This is a genomic window from Actinobacillus genomosp. 2, assembly GCF_029773605.1.
In the GTDB taxonomy this organism is placed as follows: Bacteria; Pseudomonadota; Gammaproteobacteria; order Enterobacterales; family Pasteurellaceae; genus Actinobacillus.
Genome location: NZ_CP103807.1, coordinates 1231530 through 1247001 on the forward strand (window position 1 = coordinate 1231530; position 15472 = coordinate 1247001).

Genomic DNA, 15472 nt, shown 5'->3' on the forward strand with positions numbered 1-15472 from the left:
ATGTAGAGGCGAATTGCATTCGCTCAAACAATTTATAATGAATATCATAAGGACGAACACAGTTCGCCCCTACAAATATACTTTTGTGCAACTGCTACATAATACCTATAAATATGATCAACCGAACCACTTTATTCCACAATTATTTATTCAACTGCACCGGAAGAATAAGACTTAACGGGCGTTTACGGATAATATCCCATAAACATTTTAAAATTTCTTGCCAGCTGTCAATTTCGGTATTACGTGAACGCAAGGCAATCCATAATGTTAATGAGAAGCTCACAATTAAGTTAACTGCCCCTATCATTAGGACAAAACAGATACTTTGTAACAACACTTGCCAACCTAATGATTCACTCACTACCGCATAGCCGACATTCGCCGAAGAAAATGCAACGTGTCGAATATCGAGTGGTAAATCTAACCAATAACCGATCACCCCAGTAATTCCAAGTAACATACCGAAGCCTAAGTTACCGATAATCGAACCGATATTATCGTGCATATAATCAGCAAATTTTTCTCGCATGGATAATGGTAAAATTGCCTTTAACCATGGGTGCTGTCTTAAACGCATACGAGTATTGAGATAATTGCTACGGTTATCAAAATAACCGGACATAATCCCCGAACAGAATAACCATAAACCGGCTATTGCCGCAAACCATAAAGTCCCTTTGGTTGGGTCTATCGAACCGAGTTGATATTCTACGGTTGCACGATCTAATAACGGTGTTCCGGTATAGTGTGCATAACCATAAGCAATTAATCCAGCAACGCCCATAGATACCATCACATTGCCTAAAACCGCAATACTTTGTGAACGTAATACATCTACTAATAATTGTGCCAGTTTCATATTGACCGCTCTGCCTTGCGGATTTCGCTCAACCGCCTCGGCAAAACGTGCGGCAGTCATCGCCGGCTGTTTCGTTGCCACGGTAAAATGCAACATAAAAATGATCGTGAAGCCGATACCGTAGTTCAAACCTTCCGCAATACCTTTCCAAACTTTATCGTCAATCATTCCACCTAAATACACTTTAAATAACGCCATTAGTGCAATCAGCACGCCACCGCCGGCAGCAGAATAAAACATACTGAAATATTCTTTTTTATCACGAGTAATATAGTGTTCGCCGTGATCACTAGTATGTTGAGTAACGCTACGAGAAAGCATTTTGACACTTTGCTTCCATAAATCGGAAATACTGTGTTGCTTCGCCGAAGCCTCCACTAACATTTTAGTAATTTGTAAGATACGTAAACGTGCTACACGATTAGTCGAGAATAATTCCATTAACATTGCTAATCGATCTAAAGTTTGGCTTAAACGCTCAAGTAAATGTGCTACGCCGAGTGATGAACCGGCTGTTGCCCCTTTTTTCTGTAAACGGTCTACCAGTTGGCGAGATTGTTCAAACATTACTTGTAAATGACCATCGTCATAACATTGATTTTGACGACGGGCTTCCAGCCATAAAAAAACTTCTTTTTGTAATGCGACAAAAGGTGAATCAGCATCTAATAATGTGCGATCCAAACGAATCAGTTCCGGTTCTAAATCTTCCGCCGCAATCCAAATCGAAAGCATTTTAATTGCAAATAGCCCTTCGTGGCGGATATGTTCATACAGCCAAGAACGGTCCTGCTCATTCACAAAACGATTTAAGCTATTCAGGAAATTTAACCAACTTTTGGTCGGAATCGCATTGATCCAATCAATATCGTGACGATCGCAAAACAGTAAAATAAACACATCACGTAAATCATTTACATCTTTAAAAGACGGATTAAGTTTCTCATATAAGCGATGACGCATTTCACGTCCGAAACCTTGGCGAGCTAACATACCACTACTGACTAAAATCGGATATAAACGAAGCTGACAAAGCCAGCGACAGACTAAAGTCGCAACAGATTGCCCAAATTCCGGTCGCTGTTTCAGTAAGTGAGTAAAAAATTCTAATTTTTCGACCGCCTGTTCAGCTTCTCCACCCCTCAGCCATTGGCATAAGCCGTTAACCAAAGTAAAGGCATCATTTTGTTCAATTTGTTCGTTCACAAAGGCTAAAAGATTGGTTTTATTCAATTCTATTTTTGGCATATTTAGTAAAATTTGTTCCTATTTTTCATTAACTTCGGTAATTATGAGCCTATTTTTCGAGAAAAAGTTCAAAAGAAAACGGTAAGGTTTCCCTTACCGCTAGTTAAATTAGAGTCTATAGATACTAAACTAATTTAAAGATGACTTCAAAGCTATCACCCTGTTGTAAGTTGCGGTTTATTCGGGCAGTTTCTACACATAACATTGTTTGATAACCGGTTTCGCTCATCGCACTGGTCGGCTTATGCCACGGGTTCCATAACACGATATCACTCGCATCAATATGCTCAATTTGAATTGTGCGTTGATTTGCTATATCTTCAATACGGCTGATAGATTGTTCTGCATTATAAATACAATCCACATTTTCACTGATTTTACGTGGTGAAGGCACTTGCACAAATTGCTTAGTTAACGAATCAAAACACTCATGCGGTAATCCTTTCACTTCGGTTTGCTGAATATCCGCCACATTGAAATAACTATGCAATGCCGCTTGTGCTTCTTGCTCTGCATAATGAGTAAAAATCAAATGACATTCTTGGTTAAACGCCATTTCAATTTTCGCTTCGATAATATTTTGTTCGTCATAGAGCGAAAATTCTAAATAGGCATATTCTTCATCCATTTCATAATGGCTGAGCGACCAGTCACGAAGACGAGCTGTGCCGTGTGAAGGGCTTTTTGCCATACCGAACCACGGATAACAAATCGGCACACCGCCACGAATTGCATTTCCCGCTTGAAATGGCTCAAGCTCAGATACCCATAATACATCTTGTTTTGCCGAAGCTGGTTGCCAACTTAATAATTGTGCCCCTTGTAAGGCAACTACCGCAGCCCCTAATTTGTGATCTACCCGAATTACATATAATTCATTGCATTTTTCAAGGCTGATGCCTTGGCTGATTTGGCGAATAAATTCAGTTTTCATATTCCACTCCTTTAACACATCCAAAAGCAAGCGGTCAAACTTACAACTTTTTTTGCAAATTTGACCGCCTGAGATTAATCAATATTTTTTAAATCTTCTTCAGAAAGCTGCTCTTTACCGCTTTCCTGAGCTTTACCATCACTCACTTTAAATTCAAGGTTTTGGAAATATGCCTCACGGAAAGTGACATATGGATCGGCTGATTGTTGTAATAGTGCGTCCTGATCTAATAATTTTGCTCTGCTATCCACACCTTGCACAGCGAATTTCGCAACAGTCCAAGGCATAGTTAACATTGATAATACTGGATATGCAGAATCCGCGACTTTTCCGACCGCTTGACGTGGTGTCGTAGCCCCATAGCCCGGCACCATAATATAAGTGCCTGCCGGCACATTATAACTGCCTAGCGTATGACCGAACTCACGATTACCGTTATCTAATTTTAAATCTTTTGTCTGGCTCGCCCAGTCAATTAAACCACCCAAACCGAAAATTGAGTTAATCCAAAAGCGATTAAAGTGAATCATCGCTTTTTTACCTTCTCCCTCTAATAAACGATTCACAAAACTTGCCGGCTCATCGAGGTTATTCGCCACATTGGTTAAACCGGTTTTAATCGGACTTGGCACATAATCACGCCAACCTTTTGCAACCGGTTTAAGAGCATAAGTATCAACATAATCGTAATTGACTTTCCACATCGCACGGTTAAAGCCTTCCAACGGATCTTTACGCTCACCGGTGGCTTGGTCAATTGCTGAGGAGCAAGCGGTTAACATGATCACGCCTGCAACTAAACCTAATTGTTTTAATTTCATAGCTAAATTGCCTTAATTAGAAAAATCATTGTTATATTCTAACCAACTCGCTACAAAACACAAAGTAAACCAGCGTAAAATTAGAGATAGAAATCTAGACGTCTAGATTGCGAGAAAATCAAGTTTTGATTACAATAATCACAATTTTAGCTAAAACAGGATTTTTAACATGGCAGATTGGAATGGCGAATATATTAGCCCTTATGCCGAACACGGTAAAAAAAGTGAGCAAGTAAAAAAGATCACGGTTTCGATCCCAATTAAAGTATTAGAAATTTTAACTAACGAACGTACGCGTCGTCAGATCAAAAACTTACGTCACGCAACTAACAGCGAATTATTATGCGAAGCCTTTTTACACGCATTTACCGGACAGCCATTGCCAACGGATGACGATTTAATGAAAGATCGCAGTGATGAAATTCCTGAAGAAGCCAAAGTTAAAATGCGTGAATTAGGCATCGATCCGGATCAATGGCAATATTAACCAAGATCCTATCCTATTTCGGGATTTAGTACGGTTTATCCGAATAAATAATATAAATTTACAAACAATCTATCTCTATTTTGCTTTCATTCTTGATTTCTGTTTAATTTATCGGTAAAATCGCAACTCTTTTTTATGGTCCTCGTTTGGCAAAGATTTAATTCCAGCCAACATATTTAAATATTTAGGTAGATAGCAATGAAACGTACATTTCAACCTTCTGTATTAAAACGTGCTCGTACTCACGGTTTCCGTGCTCGTATGGCTACTAAAAACGGTCGTCAAGTTTTAGCACGTCGTCGTGCTAAAGGTCGTAAATCTTTATCTGCATAATTTGCAGTTAAAGCAAAGCCTTATCACATCAGTGAAAAAGCTAACCTTTTCTCGGGAGCTACGCTTGTTAGCTCCCATTCAATTTAAAGCTGTGTTCGAACAGCCGCTTCGAGCTAGCACTCCCGAACTTACTATTCTCGCTCGCCATAATCATCTCGATATTCCTCGTCTTGGTTTAACTGTCGCTAAAAAACATTTAAAGCGTGCTCACGATCGTAATCGTATTAAACGTATTGTGCGTGAAAGTTTTCGTTTAAAGCAGCATGAATTACCAAGTGCAGATTTTGTGTTTGTAGCAAAAGGCGGTATTGGTAAACTTGATAATGCCACACTTTTTGCGATGTTGGAGAAGCTATGGGCTCGTCACATCCGTCTAGCGAAAAAGCCACAAGCGTAGTAACACCCTCTGTTGCCGCCAAATTGCTTTTGTTACCAATCTATTTCTATCGTTATTGTATTAGTCCGTTAATTGGACCTCGTTGTCGTTTTTATCCGACTTGTTCAACTTATGCGGTCGAAGCGATTAAATTACACGGAGCAATAAAAGGTGGTTGGTTAGCGGCGAAACGTATTGCACGTTGTCATCCTTGGAATGACGGCGGTGAAGATCCTGTTCCGCCTTGCTGCCATCGTCATACCAATAAGCAAGAAAAGTAAGTGGCAAACAAAAGGCGACCAAAGCGGTCGCCTTTTTAGATCTTTTTGCAATTATGCGTAATACATTTCGAATTCTACTGGGTGTGGCGTCATATTTAAACGCTCAACCTCTTTGCGGCGAATACCAATATATGCATCTACGAATTCTTTCGAGAATACGCCGCCTTGAGTTAAGAACTCATAGTCAGCTTCAAGTGAGTCTAATGCTTCCTCTAATGAACTTGCCACTGCCGGAATTTCTTTAAGTTCTTCCGGTGGTAAGTCATAAAGGTTTTTATCCATTGCATCGCCTGGGTGGATTTTGTTAATCACACCGTCTAAACCTGCCATTAATAATGCAGCGAAGCAGAGGTATGGGTTTGCTAACGGATCCGGGAAACGAGCTTCAACACGTGTTGCTTTCGGGCTAGTTACTGCAGGAATACGGATTGATGCAGAACGGTTACTCGCTGAATACGCTAATAATACTGGAGCTTCAAAGCCCGGTACTAAACGTTTGTATGAGTTGGTACTTGGGTTAGTAAACGCATTTAATGCTTTAGCGTGTTTAATGATACCGCCGATGTAATAAAGTGCCGTTTCAGATAAACCTGCATATTTATCGCCCATAAATACGTTTTTGCCGTCTTTACTTAATGACATATTACAGTGCATACCTGAGCCGTTATCACCAGCAAACGGTTTTGGCATAAAGCAAGCGGTTTTGCCGTGTTCTAATGCAACATTTTGCACGACATATTTATAGATCTGTGTTTCGTCCGCTTTTAAGGTTAGGCTGTTGAATTTTGTCGCAATTTCATTTTGACCTGCTGTTGCCACTTCGTGGTGATGTGCTTCAACCACTAAGCCCATTTCTTCTAAAATTAAACACATTTCCGAACGAATATCGTGTGCTGAATCAATTGGTGCAACAGCACAGTAACCGCCTTTTTTGAGTGGACGATAGCCTGTATTGCCGTCTTCGTATTTACGATTCGTGTTCCAAGCCGCTTCAATATCATCGATTTTATACGATACGTTGTTCATACCAACGTTATAACGTACATCATCAAATAAGAAGAATTCCGGTTCCGGACCAAACATTACGCTATCAGCGATACCGGTTGATTTTAGGTAATTTTCTGCACGAATAGCAATTGAACGTGGGTCACGGTCGTAAGATTGCATTGTGTTTGGGTCATAGATGCTACAGCGGATAGTCAGAGTAGGGATTCGAGCGAAAGGGTCAACAACAGCGGTTTCAGCGATTGGCATTAAAAGCATATCGGCTTTATTGATCGCTTTCCAACCTTCAACAGACGAACCGTCGAACATTTTCCCTTCTTCAAATAAGTCTTCTAAATCGTCACCGATTAAACTTACCAGGAGTGAAACACCGTGTTCTTTACCTTTGATATCGGTAAATTTTAACATTACGAATTTGATATCGTTATCTTTAATTAAATCAAATACTCTTTTTACAGACATTGTGGGACTTCCTTCAAGCGGGTTAATTTTCACAGGAATTTGCGAAAGAAGAAAGATACAAGAATTTGAGAAATTTTTAAATAGACAAATGCAATATTTTACAAAAAATTTTGATTCGAAAGATATTTGTTTTGAAAAAGGAGAATATCGAAAGTTAAACGTTTGCGTCGAAATAAGTGACTCAATAATTCAGAAATAAACGATTGCCATTAATACGAAAGCGATAAAATAAAATGAGCTAGGTTTTACCTAGCCATTTTAACAAAAATCCATTAATAACCTTTCGATTTAAAGTCCGGTAAAAATGCGTTGGAATTTAACCGCTTCACTTCCGTTTCGATATGTCCATCATCAAATAAATTTAATTCTCGCCAGCCTTGCGGAAGCATATCTAGGGTAAATTCATCACAATCGGGTTTAAATTGAATACAAGTGGAAGGTGTGGCAAACACACGGTAATTTTTCCAAAGTGCATCCACTTCTTGATGGATATGTCCGTGCAGAATCGCTTTAACATTGGGGTAATGTTGTAACACTTCCGCTAGCTGTTCACTGTTATTTAAGCAATGTTGATCAAGCCATGCGGAATGCGTAGATAAAATATTATGATGAAGAACAACCAACGTATAACGATCCGGATATTCGGCAAGTTTTTTATCTAACCAAGATAATTGGCCAAATGAAAGATGTCCACTTGCAGCTCCAGCTACTTGACTGTTCAACATAATAATTTGCCATTTCTCACCGGTTAAAATATGTTTTGCCGGAGAAATATGTGGATACTTTGCTAAATATAACCCCATATGCGGCTGTAAATCATGATTTCCTTCTAGCCAAAAAATCGGCTTTGCCAACGGTTTAACCATTTCAGCGAAACGATGATAAGCCTCAGGATTATGATCTTGGATAAGATCACCGGTTGCCAATACCAGATCGTAATCAAATTCACTTTGTTGTATTTGGTCAAGTACCGCTTGAAAACTATCCGTGGTATTTACACCAAGCAAATCATCTTTTTCAGAAGAAAATAAATGCGGATCCGTAATTTGTAGAACTCGCACTACCGGTTCTTTTTTACCTAATGAATAAAAGCTACCCATACTATGCCCCTTAGTTTTATGTTATTGTTGTTATTCCCTCGTAATTGGGCAACTTTATACTACTTTCTTTAAGTTTATCAGCTAGTTAAGTTTAAAAATGAGCGTTATACCTCATTTTTCACAAAAATTTACATTTTTTGCGTATTTATCAACAAATTCGCCCTCTCTCGAGGGCGAAAACTTTAGTCTGTTCAATAGACTAATACTTACTTTTGGTATTTTTGATAATTCAGCTGTAACCACTGTAAACCGACTACCGCAATTACATTGTCAATTTTGCCTTCACATACCCATTGATACGCCTGTTCACGGCTTACTACGTGTACCAAAATATCCTCACCCTCTTCTTCTAAACCGTGTACTGCACCTGATTGAACGGTAGAGCTATCAACTAGCCCTAAAAATAGATGCAAACGCTCTAATTGCCCACCCGGGCTATCCCAAATGCTGAGTGCGTGTTCCACCTTTTCAACATATAAACCAGCTTCTTCTTGTGCTTCTCGAATAGCGACTTCCGCCGGATCTTCATTTCCTTTATCAATCATACCGGCAACCAGTTCCAATAACCACGGCGATTTATCCGAATGAGGAGCATAAGCGCCGATACGAACCTGTTCGACTAATACAACGCTATCACGAACCGGATCATAGGCAATCAGTGCGGATGCCGCCCCTTTAATTAATAATTCACGTACGATTTCACCGCTCATTTCGCCACTGAACAACTTATGACGAAAATACATTTTTTTCAGTTCAAAATGCCCTTTATAAACGGTTTCTTCTTTTATTATTTGTAAATCGTTTTGTGAGAATTGAAGAATCTCAGCCATATAAATTCCTTAGCTTTTACGTAAGCGGTCTGTATGAACAATAAATAATGCAATAATCATCACTAAAATAGAGAGTGCAAACAAGAGCGTGTGCATTGCATTAGAATGATCGACAATGATTAAACGTACCATTGCGGTAATCCCGATATACAGAAAATAACGCAACGGAAAGTGATAATTATATTTAAAATACTGTACGATCAGGGCTAAAAATTCAAAGTAGAGAAAGAAAATCACGATTTTCTCGACAATTTGGAATTTTTCACTGTGGTTTGCCAATAATTCGTATAAAGAATAGGCTTCCGAAAAGAGTGAATAAGACAATAATAAGCCGGCAACTAATAGTGAAATATTAAGTATCCACTGGAAACATTCAGAAATAACTTTTCCAAATCGCGAGTGTTGTTCTTCTAAAGTAAGTTTAGGCATTTTTATCCCTTGGGTTAACTTGATAAATAAGCGGTTCAAAATCAGTGACTTTTTGTAATTTCCCGTCTTTCCATTGACGAATAACGGCAAGTGAATCACATAAATCCTGATAAAAGTAACATAAATAAAATGGCAACTGATGATAAAAATGTAATGTCCCTGTTGGACAATGTACCGATCTGATAATCCGTTGTTTTGGCAAATGTTTTACCTCTGATAATTGCACAATCCCTACGCCTTGTGATTTTAATACGGCTTCATGTAAGCACCAGCTCAAATAAAAGCGGTCTGTTAATTCAGTAAAAGGCGTATAGTTCTGTTCGAGTAGCCCTACGATTTCTTCTCGATTTGCATAATGACGTAATAAATCAGCATAACGTCTGACTTTTTGCGGATGTTCAATATCAATCCCCACTTGTAATTTGTGTTTATGATAGCAAAAGATGACAGCAACCCAATCCCCCGAATGGCTGATATTAAAATCAATTTGTTCATTTGATACAAAAGGTCTGCCGCTTTGGGTACGCTGAATATTCGCTAATAGTGCTGGCGGCAATTGATATTTTTCAAACAGCTTTGCCAATAAAAATTGAGCTGTTCTACGACTTTGCCAACGTTTTAATTGGCGTTCGGAAAGCCCTGCCGGCGGTAAAAAAGGATGCGGTAGCGGCTCATCACAATGTGCAAATACTACTTCAATAATAGGGAATGAATCTGGCATAAATGGGATCTTACAAGCGGTTAAATTGAATCAAAATTTTGCAAAAAATAAGCGATATTCTACCGTTTTATCGCAAGGGTTAAAACGCCTGCCGCAACGAGTGCAATACCAATCCAATCTTGACCGCTTGGTCTTTCGCCTAAAAAAATCACAGCAAATACAGTCACTAAGACAAGACTAAATTTATCAATCGGAGCAACTTGTGAGGCATTTCCGATTTGTAACGCTTTGAAATAAGCCAACCATGAACCGCCGGTTGCGAGTCCGGATAAGATTAAAAATGTCCAGTTTTTACCTGTCAGCGAACCGAACGGTTGCCATTTACCGCTATAAGTTAGAAAGGCGGCAAGTGCGATTAGAATCACCACGGTTCGGATAAAAGTAGCAAAATCCGAATCAATGCCCTGTAAGCCGACTTTAGCAAAAATTGCGGTCAACGAGGCAAATAAAGCGGAAGCTAACGCCCAATATAGCCACTCATTTGACATAAACCACTCCAAAATGATTATAAAAAAAGCAAACAAACCTAATAAATAGCCAAATTTCACAAAATATATACTGATTTGACTTTTGTATTTGGTTAAAAAAATGTTAATGTCCGCATTAAGTATAATCATTATACGATAAAGATAAGTATCTTACAGAGGGGATTTTTATGATCAAACAGATTCAGAAATTTCTGAAGCTAGAAGCAGCAAGTGGGATTTTACTACTTATATCCGCCCTGCTTGCAATGATATTTGCTAATACTGACCTCAATCAGCTGTATTTTAGTTTTTTACAGATGGATGTTGTGGTAAAAGTCGGTGCATTCAGCATCGATAAACCGTTATTAATGTGGGTTAATGACGGTTTTATGGCGGTATTCTTTATTTTGGTTGGCTTAGAAGTCAAGCGCGAATTATTTGAAGGCTCTCTGTCCAGCCCTCAGAAAGCAATTTTTCCAGCCATTGCTGCACTTGGCGGTATGGTTGTGCCGGCACTCGTTTATTGGTTTATTAACCAAAATAATCCGGAATACCAACAAGGTTGGGCAATTCCGATGGCAACCGATATTGCATTTGCCTTAGGGATTGTGGCTTTACTCAGTAAACAAGTCCCTCCCGCATTAAAAGTGTTTCTACTTGCGTTAGCAATTATTGATGACTTGGGTGCAATTGTCGTGATTGCCTTATTCTTCTCGCATGAAATGAGTATGCAAGCACTAACCATTGCTAGTATTGCGATTGTTATTTTAGTGGCAATGAACCGCTATAAAGTTATTGGGTTAATCAACTATGCGATTATCGGTACAATTTTATGGACATCGGTACTGAAATCAGGAGTACACGCTACACTCGCTGGTGTAATTATCGGTTTCTGTATTCCGTTACGCGGTAAAAATGGCGAAACACCGCTTTATCATCTTGAACATATCTTAGCACCTTGGTGTTCGTTTGCGATTCTACCGCTCTTTGCTTTCTCAAATGCCGGTGTATCGCTTGATGGAATGAGTTTAGATAAATTAGCTTCGCCGTTACCACTAGGCGTTGCGTTAGGTTTAATTATCGGTAAACCGGTCGGCGTATTCTTATTTAGCTACTTATCCGTCTTATTTGGGATGGCAAAATTACCGGAAGGTATTAACTTCAAACAGATTTTTGCGATTGCGGTACTCTGTGGTATCGGTTTTACCATGTCGATGTTTATTGCGGGTCTTGCATTCGGTGAACAGAATGCAGATGAAAGCCTACTACCACTTTCCCGTTTAGGTATTTTAATGGGGACTTTCGTTTCTGCCATTATTGGTTATACATTACTAAGAATAACGACGAAAAAAACTTATTAATCTTTGCTTTTAAAGCATAAAAAACGGTCGGTTGCTTGATACAACCGACCGTTTTGATTTAAATTATCAGATGATTATTTATGCTCAATCGCAATACTTTTGTTATCTGCAAGATGTAAATTCATTTGATTATACGGAATCTCAATACCTGCTTTATCAAACTCAAGTTTCACCGTTTCAGTAATGCCCCAGTAAGCGGTCCAATAATCTGAAGTTTTTACCCAAGGACGCACTACAAGTTGTACACTATTTGCCGATAAAGCACCAACTGCCACCACAAATTCCGGATCTTTTAAGACTAACGCATCATTTTCTAAAATACGTGTCACAATATCCTTCGCCTCTTTTAAGTTTGATTCATAGGCAATATCAAACGTAAAATCAATACGGCGAGTTTCGTTATCCGAATAATTCACAATACTATCTGAGAATACTTTCCCGTTTGGAATTAATACGGTTTTATTATCGCCGGTACGCAGTTCTAATACTAATAAGCCCATTTGCTCAACTGTACCGGTCATTCCGCCGGTTTCAATTAAATCGCCTTTACGGAATGGTTTAAAGATTAATAGCATCACACCTGCCGCAAAGTTTTGTAATGAGTTTTGCAATGATAAGCCAATTGCTAAACCTGCCGCACCGATTAATGCCACTAATGAACTGGTGTTAATGCCTAATTGTGAAAGCGATGCAATCACTACAATTAATAACAATAAGAAGTAACTGATTGAACTAACGAAACTTTGTAACATTTCGTCTTTGGTTGAAGCTAATGCCGCTTTACCCAACAATTTACTGATGATACGGGCTAAGAATTTACCCACGATAAAAATCACAATCGCTAACAATACTTTCGTACCGTATGGGATAACCCAATCATTTAATAAAGTTTGCATATCCATTGTGCTTACTTTATCAATCACTTTTGTCGTTTCAGCTACAACATCAACGTGTTGTGCCGTTTCAGCGGTTTTTTCTGCTGACATTTTATTTTCCTTTATTTAAGAGAGATAAAAATTCCTTAGCATAATACTAAGGAACCAAGAAATTTGAGGCGTGCATTTTGCATAAAATGCGTACTAATGACAATATAAATTATGATTAGTGCAGGCTATTTGTAAAATTTTTGAGAAATCTGACCGCTTGCCTGCCTCGCCGTGGGTGATTATGTTAAAATCGACAAAATTTTTGATGAAGAAGTAGAACAATGACCACAGAAAAAGTAATCAGTGCCAGCGTGCAGTTTTTTACCATTAGTGATGATGAAGCCGGGCAACGTTTGGATAATTTCCTGCTCGCTAAATTGAAAGGCGTGCCGAAAAGTTTAATTTACCGTATTGTGCGTAAAGGCGAAGTGCGTGTGAATAAAGGCAGAATCAAACCGGAATATAAATTACAAGAGAGCGATGTTGTACGTGTACCGCCGGTGCGTGTTGCCGAGAAAAACGAAGCACCGATTTCCACTAAACTCAATAAAGTTGCCGAATTAGAACAGCAAATTTTGTATGAAGACGAAGTGATGTTAGTGATTAACAAACCGTCTGGCATTGCCGTTCACGGTGGTAGCGGTTTGAACTTTGGTGTGATTGAAGCATTGCGTGCGTTACGTCCAGAAGCAAGATTTTTGGAATTGGTTCATCGTATCGACCGTGATACGTCCGGTATTCTATTGGTGGCGAAAAAGCGTTCGGCTTTGCGTAATCTGCACGAGCAATTGCGTGAAAAAGTGGTACAAAAGGATTATCTCGCCTTAGTACGTGGTCAATGGCAGTCACACGTAAAAGTGATTAAAGCACCTTTGCTTAAAAATGAATTGGCAAGCGGTGAACGTATTGTCAAAGTGAGCGAAGAAGGCAAACCGTCCGAAACTCGCTTTGCGATCGAAGAACGCTATGCCAATGCGACTTTAGTGAAGGCCTCACCTGTAACTGGCCGTACTCATCAAATTCGTGTACATACCCAATACGCAGGACATCCGATTGCGTTAGACGATAAATATGGCGAAGCGGAATTTGACAGCAAAATGAAAGCGGTTGGTTTACACCGTTTATTTTTACACGCTTATTCAATTCGTTTCGAACACCCGAAAACCGGCGAAGAAATGCTGATTACCGCTCCATTGGATAAAACCTTAAAAGGTGTATTAGCGAAGTTGAGAGCAGAAAAATAACTACAAATAGGAGGCTGTGATGAGTTTAAGTGTCGAGCATCTGCAACATACTGCAGACACTTTGGAACAAGCCATTTTACGTTTAACGGAAACAGATCCTAAAGATACGGTACTATATGATTTATTTCGCAATGCAGCTATTAAGAGCTTTGAACTTTCTTTAGAAACAACAGGAAAATTACTTAGAAAAGTACTGAAATTGTATAGTGGTAGTCCGCGAGAAATAGATCGTCTGGTATTCAATGACTTATTTCGTTATGCCAATAAACACGGTTTACTTGACGAAGCTGCGACTGAACGTTGGTTAACTTACCGAGCAAATCGTAATCTTACCGCCCACGATTATGGAGTCGCTTTTGCCGAAGAAACATTGACAATGTTGCCTCACTATTTAGTTGATTTACGTACATTAGCCGGTGTAATGAAAGAGGTTTTCGATGCGTCAGCCGATTGAAAAATTAGCGGTTAAACCAAAACATCTATCTGTTATTTTGCAAATTTTGGCGGAAAATGTACCGCTTGCAGAGGTGTGGGCTTATGGCAGCCGTGTAAATGGTAATGGACACGAGGGAAGTGATTTGGATCTTGTGGTAAAGGGTGAAGCTGATCTTGCCCAATTACGAAAAGCATTTCAAAGCAGTTTATTACCTATGCTGGTTGATATTCATTTATGGGAGCAAATTCCCTCAAATTTCCATACCAACATACAAGCCAATTATGTTGTGCTACAAGAGAAGAAATAATGCAAATTCATTTCAAAAATTATCAAAAAAAAGACCGCTTGCTAGATTTAACCCAGCCGAAAATTATGGGGATTTTAAACTTCACGCCCGATTCTTTTTCCGATTCAGGCAAGTTTTTCACATTGGATAAAGCGTTATTTCAAGTGGAAAGAATGTTGAGCGAAGGGGCGGATATTATTGATATCGGCGGTGAATCAACCCGTCCTAATGCGGAACTTGTAACGCTTGAGCAAGAACTGGAACGTGTTGTACCCTTGGTAGATGCGGTACATAAACGTTTCGATTGTTTAATTTCCATTGACAGTTCAAAAGCGGAAGTGTTTAAACAGTCAGCAAAAGTAGGTGCTGATATTCTGAATGATATTCGAGCCTTAACTGAGTCGAATGCGTTAGATACTGCGGTTGAATTAGGTTTGCCGGTTTGTTTAATGCATATGCAAGGCAATCCACAAAATATGCAACAAAATCCCGAATATGATGATTTATTGGAAGAAGTAGCGGATTTTCTTAATCAACGCATTTTTGAATGTATCACCGCAGGGATTCCAAAAGAACATATTATCCTCGATCCGGCTTTGGGTTTGGAAAAAGTGTACAGCATAACTTTACACTACTTAAGAATTTGAAAGCCTTTTCGGATGCTGGTTTTCCGGTACTTGCAGGTTTATCTCGTAAATCAATGCTCGGTGCAGTAACCGGTAAACCAGTTGATCAACGTGTGGCAGCATCGGTTGTTAGTGCCTTAATTGCCGTGCAAAATGGGGCGAAAATTATTCGGGTACACGATGTGGCGGAAACTGCCGATATGTTAAAAGTGTGGCAGGCAACAATTGAAGCATAAA

18 protein-coding genes and 1 pseudogene are annotated in these 15472 nt (G+C 39.2%); 9 read left to right on the forward strand and 10 right to left on the reverse strand.

What is annotated here, in order from left to right; translation table 11 throughout:
- Window positions 1-142: 142 nt before the first annotated feature.
- The 3 genes from NYR60_RS06025 to NYR60_RS06035 all read right to left on the reverse strand — a co-directional run bounded on the left by NYR60_RS06025 (window position 143) and on the right by NYR60_RS06035 (window position 3865).
- Window positions 143-2110, reverse strand: a complete 1968-nt coding sequence (locus NYR60_RS06025) for a site-specific recombinase (RefSeq protein WP_279466126.1) — start codon at window positions 2108-2110, stop codon at window positions 143-145.
- Window positions 2111-2234: 124 nt separating this feature from the next.
- Window positions 2235-3044, reverse strand: a complete 810-nt coding sequence (locus tag NYR60_RS06030) for a D-hexose-6-phosphate mutarotase (protein ID WP_279466129.1) — start codon at window positions 3042-3044, stop codon at window positions 2235-2237.
- 74 nt (window positions 3045-3118) lie between these two features.
- Window positions 3119-3865, reverse strand: a complete 747-nt coding sequence (locus tag NYR60_RS06035) for an MlaA family lipoprotein (RefSeq protein WP_279466130.1) — start codon at window positions 3863-3865, stop codon at window positions 3119-3121.
- A 169-nt stretch (window positions 3866-4034) separates the two neighbouring features.
- Here NYR60_RS06035 and metJ point away from each other — a divergent pair, with 169 nt between their 5' ends.
- The 4 genes from metJ to yidD all read left to right on the forward strand — a co-directional run bounded on the left by metJ (window position 4035) and on the right by yidD (window position 5342).
- Window positions 4035-4352 (forward strand): met regulon transcriptional regulator MetJ, encoded by a 318-nt coding sequence (gene metJ, locus NYR60_RS06040; RefSeq protein WP_279445325.1) that lies wholly within the window; start codon window positions 4035-4037, stop codon window positions 4350-4352.
- A gap of 198 nt (window positions 4353-4550) precedes the next feature.
- Window positions 4551-4685 (forward strand): 50S ribosomal protein L34, encoded by a 135-nt coding sequence (gene rpmH, locus NYR60_RS06045; protein ID WP_005599701.1) that lies wholly within the window; start codon window positions 4551-4553, stop codon window positions 4683-4685.
- 31 nt (window positions 4686-4716) lie between these two features.
- Window positions 4717-5082: a ribonuclease P protein component gene (gene rnpA / locus NYR60_RS06050; protein WP_279466131.1), complete on the forward strand. Its 366-nt coding sequence runs from the start codon at window positions 4717-4719 to the stop codon at window positions 5080-5082.
- Window positions 5040-5342 carry a membrane protein insertion efficiency factor YidD gene (gene yidD, locus NYR60_RS06055; RefSeq protein WP_279466132.1) on the forward strand — a complete coding sequence of 101 codons (303 nt, stop codon included), beginning with the start codon at window positions 5040-5042 and terminating at the stop codon, window positions 5340-5342. Before rnpA ends, yidD begins: the two co-directional genes overlap by 43 nt.
- 51 nt (window positions 5343-5393) lie before the next feature.
- Here yidD and glnA read toward each other — a convergent pair whose 3' ends face one another.
- From glnA to NYR60_RS06085, 6 genes are all read right to left on the reverse strand, one after another.
- Entirely contained in the window at window positions 5394-6809 is a 1416-nt protein-coding gene (gene glnA, locus NYR60_RS06060; RefSeq protein WP_279466133.1) for a type I glutamate--ammonia ligase, read from the reverse strand.
- A 272-nt stretch (window positions 6810-7081) separates the two neighbouring features.
- Window positions 7082-7909, reverse strand: coding sequence for a 3',5'-cyclic-AMP phosphodiesterase (cpdA, locus tag NYR60_RS06065; protein ID WP_279466134.1), 828 nt, complete (start codon window positions 7907-7909; stop codon window positions 7082-7084).
- Window positions 7910-8115: 206 nt separating this feature from the next.
- Window positions 8116-8739: an ADP-ribose diphosphatase gene (gene nudF, locus NYR60_RS06070; RefSeq protein WP_279466135.1), complete on the reverse strand. Its 624-nt coding sequence runs from the start codon at window positions 8737-8739 to the stop codon at window positions 8116-8118.
- A gap of 9 nt (window positions 8740-8748) precedes the next feature.
- Complete coding sequence (psiE, locus tag NYR60_RS06075; RefSeq protein WP_279466137.1) at window positions 8749-9168, reverse strand: phosphate-starvation-inducible protein PsiE; 420 nt, start codon at window positions 9166-9168, stop codon at window positions 8749-8751.
- Window positions 9161-9889 (reverse strand): 4'-phosphopantetheinyl transferase family protein, encoded by a 729-nt coding sequence (locus NYR60_RS06080; protein ID WP_279466139.1) that lies wholly within the window; start codon window positions 9887-9889, stop codon window positions 9161-9163. Before NYR60_RS06080 ends, psiE begins: the two co-directional genes overlap by 8 nt.
- A gap of 59 nt (window positions 9890-9948) precedes the next feature.
- Window positions 9949-10377 carry an EamA family transporter gene (locus NYR60_RS06085; protein ID WP_279466140.1) on the reverse strand — a complete coding sequence of 143 codons (429 nt, stop codon included), beginning with the start codon at window positions 10375-10377 and terminating at the stop codon, window positions 9949-9951.
- Window positions 10378-10544: 167 nt separating this feature from the next.
- On the opposite strand from NYR60_RS06085, the gene nhaA reads away from it, so the two are divergent.
- Window positions 10545-11717, forward strand: coding sequence for a Na+/H+ antiporter NhaA (gene nhaA / locus NYR60_RS06090; protein ID WP_279466141.1), 1173 nt, complete (start codon window positions 10545-10547; stop codon window positions 11715-11717).
- A gap of 74 nt (window positions 11718-11791) precedes the next feature.
- Here nhaA and NYR60_RS06095 read toward each other — a convergent pair whose 3' ends face one another.
- A complete protein-coding gene (locus tag NYR60_RS06095) occupies window positions 11792-12703 on the reverse strand; it encodes a mechanosensitive ion channel family protein (RefSeq protein ID WP_279466142.1) in 912 nt (303 codons plus the stop codon).
- Window positions 12704-12924: 221 nt separating this feature from the next.
- On the opposite strand from NYR60_RS06095, the gene rluC reads away from it, so the two are divergent.
- The 4 genes and pseudogenes from rluC to folP all read left to right on the forward strand — a co-directional run bounded on the left by rluC (window position 12925) and on the right by folP (window position 15471).
- Complete coding sequence (rluC, locus tag NYR60_RS06100) at window positions 12925-13887, forward strand: 23S rRNA pseudouridine(955/2504/2580) synthase RluC (RefSeq protein ID WP_279466143.1); 963 nt, start codon at window positions 12925-12927, stop codon at window positions 13885-13887.
- A gap of 19 nt (window positions 13888-13906) precedes the next feature.
- Complete coding sequence (locus tag NYR60_RS06105; RefSeq protein ID WP_279466144.1) at window positions 13907-14341, forward strand: nucleotidyltransferase substrate binding protein; 435 nt, start codon at window positions 13907-13909, stop codon at window positions 14339-14341.
- Window positions 14325-14630: a nucleotidyltransferase family protein gene (locus NYR60_RS06110; RefSeq protein WP_279466146.1), complete on the forward strand. Its 306-nt coding sequence runs from the start codon at window positions 14325-14327 to the stop codon at window positions 14628-14630. Before NYR60_RS06105 ends, NYR60_RS06110 begins: the two co-directional genes overlap by 17 nt.
- Window positions 14630-15471 (forward strand): annotated as a pseudogene (gene folP / locus NYR60_RS06115) (dihydropteroate synthase). The gene NYR60_RS06110 and the pseudogene folP overlap by 1 nt, the downstream one beginning before the upstream one ends.
- Window position 15472: the final 1 nt, after the last annotated feature.

Excerpts from the sequence above, each read along its gene's own strand:
- NYR60_RS06105 (WP_279466144.1), top strand. The coding sequence starts at position 13,907 with ATGAGTTTAAGTGTCGAGCATCTGCAACATACTGCAGACACTTTGGAA.
- nudF (WP_279466135.1), bottom strand. The coding sequence starts at position 8,739 with ATGGCTGAGATTCTTCAATTCTCACAAAACGATTTACAAATAATAAAA.
- rpmH (WP_005599701.1), top strand. The coding sequence starts at position 4,551 with ATGAAACGTACATTTCAACCTTCTGTATTAAAACGTGCTCGTACTCAC.
- psiE (WP_279466137.1), bottom strand. The coding sequence starts at position 9,168 with ATGCCTAAACTTACTTTAGAAGAACAACACTCGCGATTTGGAAAAGTT.
- NYR60_RS06110 (WP_279466146.1), top strand. The coding sequence starts at position 14,325 with ATGCGTCAGCCGATTGAAAAATTAGCGGTTAAACCAAAACATCTATCT.
- glnA (WP_279466133.1), bottom strand. The coding sequence starts at position 6,809 with ATGTCTGTAAAAAGAGTATTTGATTTAATTAAAGATAACGATATCAAA.
- NYR60_RS06085 (WP_279466140.1), bottom strand. The coding sequence starts at position 10,377 with ATGTCAAATGAGTGGCTATATTGGGCGTTAGCTTCCGCTTTATTTGCC.
- yidD (WP_279466132.1), top strand. The coding sequence starts at position 5,040 with ATGGGCTCGTCACATCCGTCTAGCGAAAAAGCCACAAGCGTAGTAACA.
- rluC (WP_279466143.1), top strand. The coding sequence starts at position 12,925 with ATGACCACAGAAAAAGTAATCAGTGCCAGCGTGCAGTTTTTTACCATT.
- metJ (WP_279445325.1), top strand. The coding sequence starts at position 4,035 with ATGGCAGATTGGAATGGCGAATATATTAGCCCTTATGCCGAACACGGT.
- NYR60_RS06095 (WP_279466142.1), bottom strand. The coding sequence starts at position 12,703 with ATGTCAGCAGAAAAAACCGCTGAAACGGCACAACACGTTGATGTTGTA.
- NYR60_RS06030 (WP_279466129.1), bottom strand. The coding sequence starts at position 3,044 with ATGAAAACTGAATTTATTCGCCAAATCAGCCAAGGCATCAGCCTTGAA.
- NYR60_RS06035 (WP_279466130.1), bottom strand. The coding sequence starts at position 3,865 with ATGAAATTAAAACAATTAGGTTTAGTTGCAGGCGTGATCATGTTAACC.
- nhaA (WP_279466141.1), top strand. The coding sequence starts at position 10,545 with ATGATCAAACAGATTCAGAAATTTCTGAAGCTAGAAGCAGCAAGTGGG.
- NYR60_RS06080 (WP_279466139.1), bottom strand. The coding sequence starts at position 9,889 with ATGCCAGATTCATTCCCTATTATTGAAGTAGTATTTGCACATTGTGAT.
- NYR60_RS06025 (WP_279466126.1), bottom strand. The coding sequence starts at position 2,110 with ATGCCAAAAATAGAATTGAATAAAACCAATCTTTTAGCCTTTGTGAAC.
- cpdA (WP_279466134.1), bottom strand. The coding sequence starts at position 7,909 with ATGGGTAGCTTTTATTCATTAGGTAAAAAAGAACCGGTAGTGCGAGTT.